We start from the raw sequence: 16,191 nt of genomic DNA, 5'->3' as shown, positions 1-16,191 counted from the left end.
TCCGGGCCGGCCCGCAAAGCGGCCCACCCGGCTGTCAGGTCTTCCTTTTGCGCCGCAGGGCGGCCAGCCCGCCGAGCAGCGGCACGGTCCAGGCATCGATGCCGACCGACGCACCGTTCAGAAAACCTTCGACACTGTAGCTGACGGCGCCCCGCCCCCGCGGCGCCCAAATAGCCGGCAAAGGGGGTCAGGGAAAAGACACCGCCACCCGGTTTGGTGATGGTCAGCGTGCCGTCCGTAGAATTGCTCGCGGGGTCAATGGAATTCGACGGGGAAAAGCCATTGATGCCGCTTGCGGATGGGGGAAGTTGATCCCCAACGGCCGCGGAGGTGAGCGCCGCGAAGGCGGCGGAGGGGGCAAGGGTTTTCATACGATCTTTATAAAATATGGCCCAAAAACATTGCCAGATCATACTAATGGCCGCGAACCCTTAAGAATATCCGATATGCGAAACACCAATCCGGTTCACGAAAACCCGGCAGGAATATTTTTCTTCAAGACAACCTCCGGCAGAGGTTTCCTACGGCTCATCGCGAACAGGTTGCCCAGAGTCCGTGGCCAATGGTCCTGCGCCGCGAATCGCAAATGCAAAAGGGCGGCCCGAACGGACCGCCCTTCCCGAATTCTCTTCGATCAACCGCGTATTCTGACCCGATTTACTCGATGATTTTGGAGACGACGCCGGCGCCGACGGTGCGGCCGCCTTCGCGGATGGCGAAGCGCAGGCCCTGTTCCATCGCGATCGGCGCGATCAGTTCGACGCCGAAGCTCACGTTGTCGCCCGGCATCACCATCTCGGTGCCCTCGGCCAGCTGAACCGTCCCGGTCACGTCCGTCGTGCGGAAGTAGAACTGCGGCCGGTAGTTGGCGAAGAACGGCGTGTGGCGGCCGCCCTCTTCCTTGGTCAGGATATAGGCTTCGGCCTCGAACTTGGTGTGCGGCTTCACCGAACCCGGCTTGCACAGCACCTGGCCGCGCTCGACGCCGTCACGGTCGACGCCGCGCAGCAGCGCGCCGATGTTGTCGCCCGCCTCGCCGCGGTCCAGCAGCTTGCGGAACATCTCGACGCCGGTGCAGGTGGTCTTCTTGGTGTCGCGGATGCCGACGATCTCGATCTCGTCGCCGACGTTGATCACGCCGCGCTCGACACGGCCGGTCACCACGGTGCCGCGGCCGGAGATCGAGAACACGTCCTCGATCGGCATCAGGAACGGCTGGTCCACGGCGCGCTCGGGCGTCGGGATCCATTCGTCCACCGCCTTCATCAGCGCGCGGATCGAGTTCTCGCCGATCTCCGGGTCGCGGCCTTCCATCGCCGCCAGGGCCGAACCGGGGATGACCGGGATGTCGTCGCCGGGATATTCGTAGGAGGACAGCAGCTCGCGGATCTCCATCTCCACCAGCTCCAGCAGTTCCTCGTCATCCACCTGATCGACCTTGTTCATGTAGACGACCATCGTCGGGATGCCGACCTGGCGGCCCAGCAGGATGTGCTCGCGGGTCTGCGGCATCGGGCCGTCCGCCGCGTTCACCACCAGGATCGCGCCGTCCATCTGGGCAGCGCCGGTGATCATGTTCTTCACATAGTCCGCGTGACCCGGGCAGTCCACGTGGGCATAGTGGCGCGCGTCGGTCTCGTATTCCACATGCGCGGTGGAAATCGTGATCCCGCGGGCCTTCTCTTCCGGCGCGCCGTCGATCTGGTCATACGCCTTGAAATCGCCGAAATACTTCGTGATCGCAGCCGTCAGCGTCGTCTTGCCGTGGTCAACATGCCCGATCGTCCCGATGTTCACATGCGGCTTGTTACGCTGAAATTTTTCCTTACCCATCTGCAGGCGCCTTTTTCATTTTGGGGGGTCCAGCGACCCTGATTTACGTCGATTGCGCGCGCGACATATGAGGTTCGGCCGGGAAAATCAAGCCTGTCCGCGGCGCCCGGATCATTCCGCTGGAACGGCGCCGGCCGGGCCGGCCGCGGCCTCGTCGATGACGGTTCCGGGGTCCCTGTCGAACCAGCCGTCTTCCAGGTGCCGTTCCTGCAGCCAGTCGCCCAGCTGGTCCAGCGCATTGGCCGTCAGACCGTCCATCTGTTCCTGCTTCGTCCGCTCCCGGCCGGACCCCTTGAAGAAGGTCGTGACCGTCGAATCCTCGACCACCGTGATCTGATGCACTTCGTCGTTCAGCTTCTTTCCGAGCGCGTCGTCCCAGACCGTGACATTCAGGATCAGCATCGACCGGGGATTGTAGATGAACCCTTCCGGCGCCAGCATATAGCCTTCCACGCTGATACCGAAGTGATAGAGCTGATCGCCATCGAATGCGCCAAATCTCTGCTGCACGGCAGACTTGATGGTGGTTTCCCATTCCTCTGCGGTGGCGTCGCGGGAAATCGGACCCTGCCGCATCTTGTCGGCGACGACGACGTTGTGGCCGAGTTTGAACTCGCCCAGCGAGTCCGGTGTGCGGTCCTGCGGTCCGGTGTTGCAGGCCGCCAGAATGGCCAGTCCCGTCAGCAAGGCAAGGGTGCGGATCATGCTCGTCTCTCAGTTCTTTCGATCTGGCCCCAGATAGACCAGCAAGCCGACAGAGGCAAACCCTGCCTGACGGGATTCGACCGCGCCATTTCACAACGGCGCGACAATCCGCCGGGTTCAGCCGAACCTGTTGTTGCGCGGAAATCCGTATGGCGGCCGCTTGCCGACGCCGGCACGTTTCCCCAGCCATTCGGTCATGTCCGGTTCGTGGCGGGTCTTGCCGCCACCCATTTCCCAGCTCAGCCCGTCGGACCAGTTGAAGGTCGTGAGGTCCGACAGCCCTCCATCCAGTTCGAGCGATCCCTGCTTGCCACGCGCCATGTTGTATTTCTGAAGCCGCACACCCTTGCCCCGGCCCATCTCGGGCAGTTCCGACGCTGGGAACACCAGGAACTTGCCGTTCTGGGACACGATGGCCACGTGGTCTCCGGTCAGCGGCCGGCAGATCTGCGCCTGCGCCGCATCCCCGACATTCAGCACCTGTTTTCCGTTGCGTGTCTGCGCCACGACATCGGCCTCGGGCACGACGAACCCGTTTCCGGCGGAGGAGGCCACCAACAACCTGCGGTCCGGGTCATGAATAAAAAGATCGACGATCTCGGCCTCGTTGGGCAGATCGACCATCAGGCGCAGCGGTTCGCCCATGCCCCTCCCGCCCGGCAGGTTGGCCGCCGACAGGGTGTAGAACCGGCCATTGCTGCCGAAGACCAGAAGCCGGTCGGTCGTTTCGGCATGGAAGATGAAACGCGGGCCATCGCCATCCCTGAACTTGAGCTCGCGGGCCAGGTCGATATGGCCGGTCATGGCGCGAATCCAGCCCATCTGGGAACAGACGACGGTAATCGGTTCGCGGTCGATCATCGCCTCGAGCGGCACTTCTTCGACTTCGGCGGCCTCTTGCAGCAGGGTGCGCCGGGCGCCACCCTCGTAGTTCTTGCCAAAGGTCTCTCTCGTTTCCTTCAGCTGTTCGGCGATCCGCGACCATTGCAGGTCGTCGCTGTCCAGCAGGTCTTCCAGATCCTGCCGTTCCTGCAACAAGGCGTCGTATTCGCTGCGCAGTTCCATTTCCTCGAGGCGGCGCAGCGACCGCAGGCGCATGTTCAGGATCGCATCGACCTGCACTTCGGACAGTTCGCCTTCGCCCGGAGGCGGCGGCAGGTAATCCTTTTCCGACGTGGCCCGGACAAACGCGCGCGACCAGTCCTCGCGCATCATCGCGGCCTTGGGATCGTCGTCATAGCGGATGATGTCGATAACCCGGTCGAGGTTAAGAAAGGCGGTGATGAAGCCTTCCAACACTTCGAGCCGGTGGTCGATTCTGGCCAGCCGGTGCCGGCTGCGCCGGATCAGAACCTCCTGCCGGTGATCCAGAAACGCGCGCAGAACCTCCTTGAGGCTGCACACCTTCGGCGTCACCCCGTCGATCAGCACGTTCAAGTTGAGGCTGAAACGGACCTCCAGATCGGAGTTCCGATACAGCATCCCCATCAGAACCTCGGGGTCCACGTTCTTTGAGCGCGGCTCCAGGACCATGCGGATGTCGTCAGCGCTTTCATCCCGGATGTCGGCCAGAATCGGGACCTTCTTGGACTGGATCAGTTCCGCGATCTTTTCGATCAGCCTGGATTTCTGAACCTGATAGGGAATCTCGGTGACGACGACCTGCCATTGACCTCGGCCCAGGTCCTCGATCTCGTATTTGCAGCGCAGACGGAACGATCCGCGGCCGGTGCGATAGGCGGCAGCGATATTCTCGGGAGGCTCCACGATCACGCCACCGGTGGGGAAATCGGGGCCTGGCACGTCATTCAGGAGCGTATCGTCTTGCGTGTTGGGATTTTTGATAAGCCGCAAGCAGGCGTCGCACAGTTCAGCGATGTTATGCGGCGGGATGTTGGTCGCCATGCCGACGGCGATGCCCGACGATCCGTTGGCGAGCAGGTTCGGAAACTGCGCCGGCAGCACGACCGGTTCGCGCAGCGTACCGTCGTAATTGTCGCGGAAATCGACCGCGTCCTCGTTCAGCCCGTCGAGCAGCGCCTCGGCGACGATGGTCATGCGCGCCTCGGTGTAGCGGGAGGCTGCCGGGTTGTCGCCGTCGATATTGCCGAAATTACCCTGCCCGTCGACCAGCGGATAGCGGACGTTGAAATCCTGCGCCAGCCGCGCCATCGCGTCGTAGATCGCGGCGTCGCCATGCGGGTGGTAATTGCCCATGACATCGCCGGAAATCTTCGCGGACTTGCGGAATCCTCCGGTCGAGGACAGGCGCAATTCCCGCATCGCAAAGAGGATTCGCCGGTGCACCGGCTTCAGACCGTCCCGTGCGTCCGGCAGGGCGCGATGCATGATCGTCGATAACGCATACGTGAGGTAACGTTCGCCAATAGCGCGGCGCAGCGGTTCGGAAATCTCATCCGGCCCGTCTGGCGCCTTCATCTTGGGGTCATCAACCATATCGCTCATAGATGCTGTGATACGCGCCCGTTTCGTCCGGGTAAAGCGATGGCGACAGTTTTTATTTCCGGCGGGTTTCGCCCCCGTTCGTGCCGTCGCATCGGTGAAATCCGGCCGTTTGTCGTGCCCCGAATCGCCGGAGGGCCTATACTCTTGTCATACTGGCCCGAACGCATTCGGGCGGATTGTTTTTCTTGATGTTTGGGGGCGCCGATCATGCGCTTGATCGTTTCGAGTTTCGCCATTCTTGCAGCGGTCTTCTATGAACTGAGCGGCGGGGCGGATTTTCAGCCACCCGAACCGCCGGAACCCGTTGCGCGAGTCGAAACGAGACCGTCCCCGACCTCCCTGCCCGACCTGGCGCGGCCCGCCACCCGGACCCCTCTGGCCCAGAGCCGCGAACGCATTGCCGCAAGACGGGTTGCCGACCAGGTCGCGGAAAAGCCAGCGGCCGTCGAAACGGTGCCGCCCGCCGCATCGGAAAGCCGGGGCGCGGCGCAGGTGCGCTCCAGCCTGAGCCAGGGGCTGACGCTCCTGCCTGCGGCGGACCGGAACGGGTCCATGCAACTGGTTTCGCTGGAACTTGGCGCTTCGGGTTTGCGCCAGGCGCCTCCGAAGGCCGATTCCGCGGAAGAAACCACCGCCGTGCCACGAACGGACCCCTTGCCGGACACCGAAAAGGACCTGCGCGAAGTGACCGGAACGCGGGTCAACATGCGCGACGGGCCGGGCACGATCTATCCCGTTGTGGCGCGACTCGACATCGGGCACAAGGTGGAAATCCTGAGCGACAGCGGCACCGGCTGGCTGCGCCTGCGGATCCTGCCCGAACAGCAGCTTGGCTGGATCTCGTCCTCGCTGATCAGCCCGGCGGACCGTTGAGACCCACCGGTTGCACGATCCCTGGTTCGCAGGCATAGGGAAGGCGTCGTCGCAGCCAGGTCATCCGGTCCCACCATGTCAAAATCGATACTGATCACGGGATGCTCATCGGGCATCGGACTGGACGCGGCGCGGGGCCTTCGCAGCCGCGGGTGGCGGGTCTTTGCCTCTTGCCGGCAGCAGGAAGACTGCGAAAGGCTGGCCGCCGAAGGGTTTGACAGCCCGCGCATCGACTATTGCGACGAAGACAGCATCGCCAGCGGCCTGGCGCAGGTTCTGGACGCGACCGGCGGAACGCTCGACGCGCTGTTCAACAACGGCGCGCACCAGTTGGCGGGCCTCGTGGAAGATCTGCCGACCGATGGCCTGAGGGCGATCTTTCAGGCGAACCTGTTCGGCTGGCACGAACTGACGCGGCGCGTGATCCCCGTCATGCGGGCACAGGGTCATGGGCATATCGTTCAATGCTCTTCCGGGCTTGGATTCGTGGCGATCCCCTGGCGCGGCGCCTATACGGCGACAAAACACGCGCTGGAGGGACTGAGCGACACGTTACGTGTGGAACTGCGCGGCACCGGCATCCGGGTCGTGCTGATCGAACCCGGTCCGATCACAACCATGTTCCGCGAAAAGGGGATCCCCTATTTCGAGAAATACATCGACTGGCGCAATGCCCCCCGCCGCGCCGACTACGAAAGCCGGCTGATTCCGCGCATGAAGAACGGAAGCGGACCCGACAGGTTCGAATTGCCGGCCAGCGCCGTGACGGCGAAACTGATCCGGGTCCTGGACAGCGCGGACCCCGATCCGCGATACTATGTGACCACCGCAACCTATATCGGCGGCTACCTGAAACGGGTGCTGTCCAGCAGGATGATCGACCGCATCGTGTCCCGGATCTGAAAAACCGGTTCGCTTTTCCGTCCCGGACCGCTACATCACGCCGGGAATGCACAACAATGGCGGGGATGGCATGGGCGATCCGTTCTTCTTGATTATTATCCTGGCCGTCGCTGCGGTCCTTGTGGTCCTGATGATAGGGATCGGAGGTTTCGCCAAGGGTGGCGCGTTCAATCAGAAATACGGCAACAAGATGATGCAGTTGCGGATCGCGGCCCAATTCGTGGCGGTGGTCCTCATCCTTCTCTACATCTGGCTGCGCTGAAACGGGAAGAATTCGAATGGTCGTTCTCAACAAGATCTACACCAGGACCGGCGACGCGGGCGAGACCGCGCTCGGCAACGGGAACCGGGTGGCCAAGTTCGATCTGCGGGTGTCTGCCTACGGAACCTCGGATGAGCTGAACAGTGTCCTCGGTGTCGCGCGGCTCCACGCCGACGGAGACATCGACACAGCGCTGTCGCGCATCCAGAACGATCTGTTCGATCTCGGGGCGGACCTGTGTCGCCCGGACATGGATGCCGATGCCAGCGCGGAATATCCGCCGCTGCGCGTGATCGACAGCCAGGTGACCCGGCTGGAAACCGAAATCGACGCGATGAATGCGAATCTCGAACCGCTGCGCAGCTTCATCCTGCCCGGCGGCACCCCGCTGGCGGCGCAGCTTCACGTCTGCCGCACGGTGGCGCGGCGGGCCGAGCGCCTGACCGTGGAACTGGCGGCCCTCGACGGCGTGAACCCGGCCGCTGTGAAATATCTGAACCGGCTCAGCGACTGGTTTTTCGTCGCCGCCCGGACCGCGAACAATGGCGGCAAGGACGATGTTTTGTGGGTGCCGGGCGCCAACCGCTGACCGATCCCGATGGCCGCCACCCGCCTGCCGAAGAAAAAACGCGACGTCCCCGACCCTTGACGTGACGATTTTGCCCTGTTTCACACGTCGCCACCCCGTTATCTAATCCGGGAATGCATTGGACCGAGTCGCTGATCGGCTTGGGTTTTATTGAGGAGAGAAACGCCCATGAAGGTATTGGTGCCTGTCAAGCGCGTCATCGACTACAATGTGAAAGTGCGCGTGAAAGCGGACGGAAGCGGTGTCGATCTGGCCAACGTGAAAATGTCGATGAACCCGTTCGACGAGATTGCCGTGGAAGAGGCGATCCGGCTGAAGGAAGCGGGCAAGGCGGAAGAAATCGTCGCCGTCAGCATCGGCGTCAAACAGGCGCAGGAGACGCTGCGCACGGCGCTGGCGATGGGGGCCGACCGCGCCATTCTCGTGGTGGCCGCCGACGACGTGCACACCGATATCGAACCGCTGGCCGTTGCGAAGATCCTCAAAGCCATCGTCGATGAAGAACAGCCGGGCCTCGTGCTCTGCGGCAAGCAGGCGATCGACAACGACATGAACGCGACCGGGCAGATGCTGAGCGCGCTGCTCGGCTGGTCCCAGGGCACCTTTGCGTCCGAACTCGGTATCGACGGCGACCACGCCGTGGTGACCCGCGAGGTCGATGGCGGGTTGCAGACGATCAAGGTCAAGATGCCGGCGATCGTGACCGTGGACCTGCGCCTGAACGAGCCGCGCTATGCGTCGCTCCCGAACATCATGAAGGCCAAGAAGAAGCCGCTGGACGAAAAGACCGCCGCCGATTACGGCGTCGACGTCACCCCGCGGCTGCAGATTGTCGGCACCGCCGAACCGTCCGCGCGGGCAGCGGGCATCAAGGTGGGCTCGGTCGACGAGCTGGTCGCGAAACTCAAGGAAGTGGGGGCTGTATAATGGCTGTTCTTTTGCTTGCCGAAGTCACGGATGGCGAACTGGCGCTGGACGCGACCGCAAAGGCGGTGACCGCCGCGAAACAACTGGGTGAGGTGACCGCGCTCTGCGCCGGGGCCCATGCCGCCGCCGCCGGCGAAGCCGCCGCCAGGATCGACGGTGTTTCGAAGGTGCTGGTCGCCGAGGACCCGTCGCTGGGCCACCGCCTCGCGGAATCGACGGCGGCGCTGATCGTGTCGCTGGCCGGCGACTACGAACACATCGTCGCCCCCGCGACCACCGATGCCAAGAACGTGCTGCCGCGCGTGGCGGCATTGCTGGATGTGATGGTGATCTCGGATGCATCCGGCGTGGTCGATGGCGACACGTTCGAACGCCCGATCTATGCCGGCAATGCGATCCAGACCGTGAAGTCGTCGGACGCCAAGAAGGTGGTGTCGTTCCGCACCTCGACCTTCGACGCCGCGGGCGAAGGTTCCGCCGTCCCGGTCGAAACGATCGCCGCCGCCGCCGATCCGGGCCTGTCGTCCTGGGTCGAGGACAAGGTCGCCGCCAGCGACCGTCCGGAACTGACCAGCGCCGGCGTTGTCGTGTCCGGCGGACGCGGCGTCGGGTCGGAAGACGATTTCACGCTGATCGAGAAGCTGGCCGACAAGCTCGGCGCCGCCGTTGGCGCGTCGCGTGCGGCGGTGGATTCCGGCTATGCCCCGAACGACTGGCAGGTTGGCCAGACCGGCAAGGTGGTCGCGCCCGACCTCTATATCGCGGTCGGCATTTCCGGTGCGATCCAGCATCTCGCCGGCATGAAGGACAGCAAGGTCATCGTGGCCATCAACAAGGACGAAGAAGCGCCGATCTTCCAGGTCGCCGATTTCGGCCTCGTCGCGGACCTGTTCACAGCCGTCCCGGAACTCACCGAAAAGCTGTAACGGCGTCCTGCCCCGCAGGACCCTGACCGGATCGAGGCCCGCACGAACAGGTGCGGGCCTGTTTCGTTTCACCTACAGCAGCGCAGGCAGTTCGTTCGCCAGCATCGCCGCGATCCTGGAATGGGTTTCAGGGCCGATCGTCTGTTCGGCGGCCGGTGCCTGGAGCGGCCCGAACTGCATGCCGGCAAGTTCGCCCGCGCGCCCGGCCGTGCGCACCGGGATCTCCACGATGCAGGCCGTCTCGCCGCGCAGCTCATCAAGCATGGCGCGGGTCACAAGGCACGGAGCGCCCACCGTATCCAGAGCCTCCGCCGCGTCGTGGCCTTCGTGCCGCAACCAGAGCAACGCGGTCCTGGGCCCAAGTTTGCCAAGCAGGATCCGCATGCGCGCGACCCAGGCATCCTGAAGGTCCTCGCGGACGACACGAAAGCGTTCCGGCGATATGCCGTGCAGCGTCGACAGGAGATGCCTATTGAAATGGAATTCCGTGAAATCCACGTCGCTATAGATTTTCTTCAGCAGGGTGGACGCTTCGAGGAAGCGGTCGTTCCGCCGCGGATGGACCCGGTAGTAGCGGTTCGTCAGATTCTGCGCGCCCATCACCTGGATGACGGTAAACCTTGCGGATCCCGCGATCTCCAGAAGATCCGGATCGTTGACGAACGCATCCACGCCGGCATTCACGCATCCCAGATTGACACAGGCGATATCCATCGCTGCCTCTGTCAGGGCCGCGAACGGCTTTTCCACGAATTTTCCGTAGGTTTCGCTGCCGCCCAGAAACGAGAGATACGGCTGTTCAAGGTCTCGACTTGGTCCGCGAACCAGCAATTTCGATGCCCCATATCGACAGGGGGTATCATCAAGCGCATGCGCGCCCGGCACTTCAAAACTCATCATTCCCACCAGAATTGATTTTCACCCAGGATCAGCTTTGCCCGGAAATCCTTTCGATTCGGCTAAATGGCGCATTTGACGCAAATGGAGCGCGACTCTGCCTCTTGTCGCGGGTGGCTCGCGCCCGATAAGGTCAACCGACGCAAGACGAAAGGCAAGGCGATGGGTATTCAGACAATCGGCGTGATCGGAGCGGGCCAGATGGGCAACGGCATTGCGCATGTCATGGCGCTTGCCGGATATGACGTGCTGATGAACGACATCAGCCAGGACGCCCTGGACGCCGCGATTTCGAGCATCGACGGCAATCTGGCGCGCCAGGTGTCGCGCGGAAAGGTCAGTGACGCGGACAAGGCGGCGGCCATGCAGCGGATCGGAACGACCCTGTCCCTGCCCGATCTCGGCAAGACCGATCTGGTGATCGAAGCCGCGACCGAACGCGAAAGCGTCAAACAGGCTATTTTCGAGGACCTGCAACCGCATCTGCTGCCGCACACGATTCTGACGTCCAACACCTCGTCGATCTCCATCACCCGTCTGGCCAGCCGGACGGACCGGCCGGAACGGTTCATGGGCTTCCATTTCATGAATCCGGTTCCGGTGATGCAGCTGGTGGAACTGATCCGCGGTATTGCGACGGACGAACCGACCTATACCGCCTGCCGGGAAGTCGTGGACCGGCTTGGCAAGACGGCCGCCAGCGCCGAGGATTTTCCGGGTTTCATCGTCAATAGGATCCTGATGCCGATGATCAACGAAGCCGTCTATACGCTCTATGAAGGCGTCGGGAATGTTCAGTCGATCGACCAGTCGATGAAGCTGGGCGCCAACCATCCGATGGGTCCCCTGGAATTGGCGGATTTCATCGGGCTGGACACCTGCCTTGCGATCATGAACGTGCTGCACGACGGATTGGCGGACACGAAATACCGCCCCTGCCCGCTGCTGACGAAATATGTCGAAGCCGGGTGGCTGGGTCGAAAAAGCAAGCGCGGTTTCTACGACTACCGTGGCGACGTGCCGGTTCCGACACGCTGACCGGCACCGAGAACCGCCGTTCTTTCCTGGCTCGATTGGGGTTCCGGGGAACAGTTGCCCCGGTTCACGCTTGCGTCACTTGCCCAGATCAAGCGTGTGCTGACGCAACCACGCCATGAAGCCGCGCGGATCGGTTTCCAGCCGGGCCATTTCCTCTTCGCGGACCGGCTCTCCGACGATCGGGGCCTGGGGCTTATTGCAGGACCTTACGATCTCGTGCAGCAGCAATCCCTGCCGCAAGACCGGAGAAATCCGGTTTGCGATCTGGTAGGCCCGTGAATTGCTGCCCGGAAAATAGATCGGAACCACCTTGGCGCCCGACCTGCGGATCATCTTGGCGGTGAAGACGTTCCATTCCTTTTCGACCGCAGGTCCGAACCAGCTTTCCGAAGACATCACCACGCCGGACGGAAACAGGGCAACGACGCCGCCGTTCTCAAGATGGGACATCGCATTGGCGCGCATCTCGACCATCTTGCGCTGCGCTTCGGGATCATGCGGAAAGGGCACGGGGATCATGAAGGAGGTTGCGGCCTCGTCCAGACCGGTCAGCACCGAGCGGGTCAGGATGCGATAATCCAGCCGGACACGCCCGATCAGGTCGGCAAAGATCATTCCGTCGACCATGCCATGGGGATGGTTCGCGACGACGACGACGGGGCCTTCCTTCGGGATGTTGGCCAGCTGTTCCAGCGGCGTCCGAAGCTCGATCCCCATGACGTTGAGAGCCCCGCGCCAGAATTTCTGCCCGCGGTAGTTCTCGTTGGTTCGCTCGAACCGTTTCACCATCTTCAGGATCGTTAGCTTGCCGGTGAACCATTCGATCGCGCGGATTGCAAACGCCGTCCAGGGATCGTCAAAGGAATTGGCGTAGGTCAGCGTGCGCCTGTCATAGACTTCGCCCTTCGGCTTGTCCGTCTCGGGCACAATCGTTGATGTGCTGTCTCGTGCCGTATCCACCAATTTTCCGTTCCTGTTCCATACGCCGCTCGGCGGCGTTCAGAACCCTTCACCGAACTTGTCCGCGACCAGCGCCTCGAGCGCATCGGCCAGAGCTTCAGCATCGGGCCCGGTGGTCTGCACGTCAATAGTCGTTCCCTTGGACGCTGCCAACATCAAAAGGCCCATGATACTGTCACCCGAGGCGGACAAACCGTCACGCGAGACTTCGGCGCGCGCGTCAAAGCCTTCGACGACTTCGACCAGTTTTGCCGAAGCGCGGGCATGCAATCCCTTTTCGTTCACGATTTTCAATCTGCGGTCTGTCATTGCTTTGTGGAACCTTGATCGGGGCTGACATTCTGGGTGTTGATGTACTTCTTGCCCGCTTCGATCGCGGCACGCACCGCATCCGACACCGGAAACTGCCGGCTCTTCGCCAGCTTGATCAGCATCGGCAAATTCGCGCCATAGACGATTCGCCGGTTGTCCGGCGCACAGGCCCGCAGGCTCAGATTGGACGGCGATCCGCCAAACAGATCGGTCACGACAATCACCCCGTCGCCGCTGTCCACGGCGTCGGCGGCGGCGCAAATTTCCTGCTGTTTCGCGTCCCGGTCGTGATCCGGTTCGATCGAAACGGCCCGCATGCCTGGCTGCACCCCGACAACATGCTCAATGGCTGCCAGATATTCCCTGGCCAGCCCGCCATGCGCCACGATCACAATTCCGATCAACCCGACCTCTCATCCGACTTGCGGCGTTTCAACTCACGATGCCTAATTGACACTTGCTGCCCGTCCTCTGCAAGGGCGGACGCCAATGTTTCCGCGACGACGACGGAGCGGTGCTGCCCTCCGGTACAGCCAAAGGCGATGGACAGATGCGATTTGCCTTCCTCGCGATAGGCCGGCAACAGCAGATGCGTCAGGTCGAGAACCCGGTCGAAGAACGGGGCAAACCGTTCGTCCGCCGTGACATGCGCGGCCACCCGAGGATCACGGCCATCGAGCGACCGCAAGGCTGGATTCCAGTAGGGATTGGACAGAAACCGGCAGTCGAATACCATGTCGACACCCCGGGGCAAGCCGCGCTTGTAGGAAAACGACTGCACGGACAAGGCGAGACGTGTCGCGCCGCCCAGGGCGAACCATCTCTCGATTTCCGCACGGAGCTGGTGGACATTCAGTTCGGTCGTGTCCAGCAGGATGTCCGCCAGTTCCCGGATCGGCGCCATCAGATCGAGGTCGCGTCTGACGCCGATCTCGGGGCTTTCCGCCGGCGCCAGAGGATGCCTGCGGCGGGTTTCGGAGAACCGCCGCAGCAGCACGTCACTGGTGCAATCCAGATAGAGCACCGTCAACCCGGCGCCCGGGTCGCCTGCCAGCTGGTCGATCAGTTCCAGCAGCGCCGCCGTCGAAAAATCGCGGTTCCGCGTGTCGATGCCCAATGCCAGAGGGCGGTCGGGAGCGGGGCCTTCGAGCAACCTGGGCAGCAGGTGCAGCGGCAGGTTGTCGATCGACTCGAACCCGAGATCTTCCAGAACGTTGATCGCGGTGGACCGGCCCGCGCCGGAGGGACCCGTGACCAGCACGATCTGCGCAACGTTCGGTCCGATTTCAGAGGTCATGGCGCGAAACGTCCGGATTTCAGGAACTGAACAAGACCCGGCACGAATTGCGGACCGGCGACACGATACAGCAGGGGAAGGTCCTGCCCCAGCAGGCTGATCGTTCGGCTCTGAGGCAGTCGTTCTGTTTCGGCCTGGTCCATGTCCACCACAAGTTTGACCGGAACCGGATCGCCCGGCGTGCAAGTCAACAAACCGACGCCGCGCGCCTCGATCAGCCCCCGCAGGATCGGTGGCGACGAAGCGATCACCGCCCCGGCATCCTGTTCCAGAATGACGCGATCATCTGCGACCAAGGTGGCGTTGAAGGCCAGCAAAGACAAGGCCAGCGTCGATTTTCCGCTGCCGGACGCCCCCAGAACAAGGAGGCCGTTGCCATTTAGCTCCACGCAGCTTCCGTGGACAATCACGCCAAATCCCCCATGCGATGCCGCGCCCCCCCGGCAAGATCAGATCGGCAACCCCACCACGAACCGCACGCCTAACGGATCGGATGTCACATCGGCTTCGGTCGGACAGATGTTTTCGGCCCAGATCACCCCCCCATGGGCTTCCACGATCTGCTTGGAAATCGCAAGTCCCAAGCCGGAATTGTTGCCGAAGTGTTCTTCGGGGCGTTGCGAATAGAACCGTTTGAACACCTTCGACAGCGATTGTTCCGGTATCCCCGGCCCGGTGTCCTCGACGACGATCAGCATCCTGTTCTCGCGCCTGCGCGCCCAGACCCGGATGGCGTCGCCGTCTTCGCAGAAGGAAATCGCATTCGTGATGAGGTTGACGAACACCTGCGCCAGCCTGGCTTCCAGGCCCTGGATGTGGATTGGCCCGTCCGGCAGGTCGGCGATATAGTCTATGCCCTTGGCGCGCGCGTCTTCGCTCAGGTATTGGTTCAGGTTGGACATCATGTTGATCAGGTCGAAGGTCTCTTCCTCTTCCTTCACGAGTTCCGCGTCCAGGCGCGAGGCATTCGAAATATCGCTGACCAGCCGGTCAAGACGCCGCACGTCGTGAGCGATCACATCCATGAGCTTTTCTCGCTGATCTTCGCGCGTGACGAGCCGCAAAGTGCCGACCGCGGATTGCAGGCTCGCCAAGGGGTTCTTGATCTCATGGGCCACGTCGGCGGCGAATTGCTCGTTGCCTTCGATCCGGTTGTACAGCGCCGCCACCATGCCGCGAAGCGCGCGCGACAGACGGCCGATCTCGTCCGGGCGGCCCGACATGTCCGGAATGCGGACCCGCCCCGGCTGGGTATGACGCGCATTCCGGTCGCGGCCATGTTCCGCCGCTTCGGCGAGGTCGGCCAGCGGACTGGCGATGGTCGATGCCAGCACGAGGCTCAGCCCGATGGACACAAGCGCCGCAACGACGAACATCCGCAGCACCCTCTCGCGCTCATCCCGCACCAGGGCATCGATTTCTCCGGATGGGCTGGCGACGGCGACGATGCCGATCGCGATCCCGTCGCGCAGGATCGGCGTGACGGCCGAGATCACCGTGCCGCCCGCCGTATCCAGCCCCGTCCTGATCTGCGTGCCGTTCTCGATGGCCGAGGGAATCAGCTTGCGAAGCTGGTCTTCGACGGATCCGACTTCTTCAGGCGTCTGCGGCCAGAGGAGCGTGGAAATCGCCTGCCAGATGAACACCAGCCCATCGCTGATCAATGCCCGGTCCGCATCCCGCGACGACAGGGCCGACAGCGCCTTGCTCTGGTTGGTACCGCGCGTGTGACCCGCCAGAGCTTCGGCGCGGTCGAAAACATAGACCTCTATTCCATTGCGCAGGCTTAGTTGCGCGAGTGTCTCCGACACGGCTTCCGGATTCATCGGCGGCGCCAATGGCGCATTGGTCGCTGACTTGGCCTCAAACACGTTGGCGACCAGTTCCGCTTCTCCGACCAAAGCGCTTGCGCGTTGCAGAACGAGGCTTTCACGCGTGCCGTTCAGATAAAGGATGCCGGCAACGAGTATGTTCAGGGCGATCAGGTTGAAGATGATGATCTTGCGCGTCAGCGGCGAGTCGTTCAACGAAATGAAACTGCGAAAGGTCTTCGCGGTGCCCGGTCCGGTCGCGGTCGGACCGTCGGCGGTCGGACCGTCGGCGATCGCCCAGCCCTCTTTCAACGCCTGAACGGCTTTCCGTCCAGCCTGCCTCACACCGGCGCCACGCTCAATTCCCTTTCCCGCGGTGCTCATTTGCGAAA

17 protein-coding genes are annotated in these 16,191 nt (G+C 62.7%); 7 read left to right on the top strand and 10 right to left on the bottom strand.

The window, feature by feature from the left end:
• Positions 1-657: 657 nt before the first annotated feature.
• From tuf to QO034_RS03250, 3 genes are all read right to left on the bottom strand, one after another.
• A complete protein-coding gene (tuf, locus tag QO034_RS03260) occupies positions 658-1,833 on the bottom strand; it encodes an elongation factor Tu (protein ID WP_284484074.1) in 1,176 nt (391 codons plus the stop codon).
• 111 nt (positions 1,834-1,944) lie between these two features.
• Positions 1,945-2,538, bottom strand: a complete 594-nt coding sequence (locus QO034_RS03255) for a hypothetical protein (RefSeq protein ID WP_284484073.1) — start codon at positions 2,536-2,538, stop codon at positions 1,945-1,947.
• 117 nt (positions 2,539-2,655) lie between these two features.
• Positions 2,656-5,004, bottom strand: a complete 2,349-nt coding sequence (locus QO034_RS03250) for a DNA topoisomerase IV subunit A (protein WP_284484072.1) — start codon at positions 5,002-5,004, stop codon at positions 2,656-2,658.
• 207 nt (positions 5,005-5,211) lie between these two features.
• On the opposite strand from QO034_RS03250, the gene QO034_RS03245 reads away from it, so the two are divergent.
• From QO034_RS03245 to QO034_RS03220, 6 genes are all read left to right on the top strand, one after another.
• Entirely contained in the window at positions 5,212-5,877 is a 666-nt protein-coding gene (locus tag QO034_RS03245; protein ID WP_284484071.1) for an SH3 domain-containing protein, read from the top strand.
• 75 nt (positions 5,878-5,952) lie between these two features.
• Positions 5,953-6,780: an SDR family NAD(P)-dependent oxidoreductase gene (locus tag QO034_RS03240; protein WP_284484070.1), complete on the top strand. Its 828-nt coding sequence runs from the start codon at positions 5,953-5,955 to the stop codon at positions 6,778-6,780.
• 70 nt (positions 6,781-6,850) lie between these two features.
• Positions 6,851-7,042, top strand: a complete 192-nt coding sequence (locus QO034_RS03235) for a twin transmembrane helix small protein (RefSeq protein ID WP_284484069.1) — start codon at positions 6,851-6,853, stop codon at positions 7,040-7,042.
• A 16-nt stretch (positions 7,043-7,058) separates the two neighbouring features.
• The gene (locus QO034_RS03230; RefSeq protein WP_284484068.1) at positions 7,059-7,631 is read left to right on the top strand and encodes a cob(I)yrinic acid a,c-diamide adenosyltransferase; all 573 of its coding nucleotides are present in this window, start codon (positions 7,059-7,061) and stop codon (positions 7,629-7,631) included.
• Between the two features lie 168 nt (positions 7,632-7,799).
• On the top strand, positions 7,800-8,558 hold the full coding sequence (locus QO034_RS03225; protein ID WP_284484067.1) for an electron transfer flavoprotein subunit beta/FixA family protein: 759 nt from the start codon (positions 7,800-7,802) through the stop codon (positions 8,556-8,558).
• Positions 8,558-9,484, top strand: coding sequence for an electron transfer flavoprotein subunit alpha/FixB family protein (locus QO034_RS03220; protein ID WP_284484066.1), 927 nt, complete (start codon positions 8,558-8,560; stop codon positions 9,482-9,484). Before QO034_RS03225 ends, QO034_RS03220 begins: the two co-directional genes overlap by 1 nt.
• Before the next feature lie 72 nt (positions 9,485-9,556).
• Here the strand turns inward: QO034_RS03220 and QO034_RS03215 are convergent, their stop codons facing one another.
• Entirely contained in the window at positions 9,557-10,381 is an 825-nt protein-coding gene (locus QO034_RS03215; RefSeq protein WP_284484065.1) for a DUF6473 family protein, read from the bottom strand.
• Positions 10,382-10,543: 162 nt separating this feature from the next.
• Between QO034_RS03215 and QO034_RS03210 the strand changes: the two genes are divergently transcribed.
• Entirely contained in the window at positions 10,544-11,419 is an 876-nt protein-coding gene (locus tag QO034_RS03210; RefSeq protein WP_284484064.1) for a 3-hydroxybutyryl-CoA dehydrogenase, read from the top strand.
• Positions 11,420-11,494: 75 nt separating this feature from the next.
• Here QO034_RS03210 and QO034_RS03205 read toward each other — a convergent pair whose 3' ends face one another.
• The 6 genes from QO034_RS03205 to QO034_RS03180 are packed head-to-tail and all read right to left on the bottom strand — an operon-like array spanning position 11,495 to position 16,183.
• Positions 11,495-12,382, bottom strand: coding sequence for a 1-acyl-sn-glycerol-3-phosphate acyltransferase (locus tag QO034_RS03205; RefSeq protein ID WP_284484063.1), 888 nt, complete (start codon positions 12,380-12,382; stop codon positions 11,495-11,497).
• A 36-nt stretch (positions 12,383-12,418) separates the two neighbouring features.
• Positions 12,419-12,688: an HPr family phosphocarrier protein gene (locus tag QO034_RS03200; protein ID WP_284484062.1), complete on the bottom strand. Its 270-nt coding sequence runs from the start codon at positions 12,686-12,688 to the stop codon at positions 12,419-12,421.
• Positions 12,685-13,095 (bottom strand): PTS sugar transporter subunit IIA, encoded by a 411-nt coding sequence (locus QO034_RS03195; protein WP_284484061.1) that lies wholly within the window; start codon positions 13,093-13,095, stop codon positions 12,685-12,687. The genes QO034_RS03200 and QO034_RS03195 overlap by 4 nt, the downstream gene beginning before the upstream one ends.
• The gene (rapZ, locus tag QO034_RS03190; protein WP_284484060.1) at positions 13,092-13,988 is read right to left on the bottom strand and encodes an RNase adapter RapZ; all 897 of its coding nucleotides are present in this window, start codon (positions 13,986-13,988) and stop codon (positions 13,092-13,094) included. Before rapZ ends, QO034_RS03195 begins: the two co-directional genes overlap by 4 nt.
• On the bottom strand, positions 13,985-14,377 hold the full coding sequence (locus QO034_RS03185; protein WP_284484059.1) for an HPr kinase/phosphorylase: 393 nt from the start codon (positions 14,375-14,377) through the stop codon (positions 13,985-13,987). The genes rapZ and QO034_RS03185 overlap by 4 nt, the downstream gene beginning before the upstream one ends.
• A gap of 60 nt (positions 14,378-14,437) precedes the next feature.
• A complete protein-coding gene (locus QO034_RS03180; protein ID WP_284484058.1) occupies positions 14,438-16,183 on the bottom strand; it encodes a sensor histidine kinase in 1,746 nt (581 codons plus the stop codon).
• Positions 16,184-16,191 lie beyond the last annotated feature (8 nt).

Origin of the sequence: Sedimentitalea xiamensis (assembly GCF_030164465.1) — a bacterium.
GTDB classification, from domain to species: Bacteria; Pseudomonadota; Alphaproteobacteria; order Rhodobacterales; family Rhodobacteraceae; genus Sedimentitalea; species Sedimentitalea xiamensis.
This window is presented reverse-complemented; position numbering and strand designations above follow the sequence as displayed.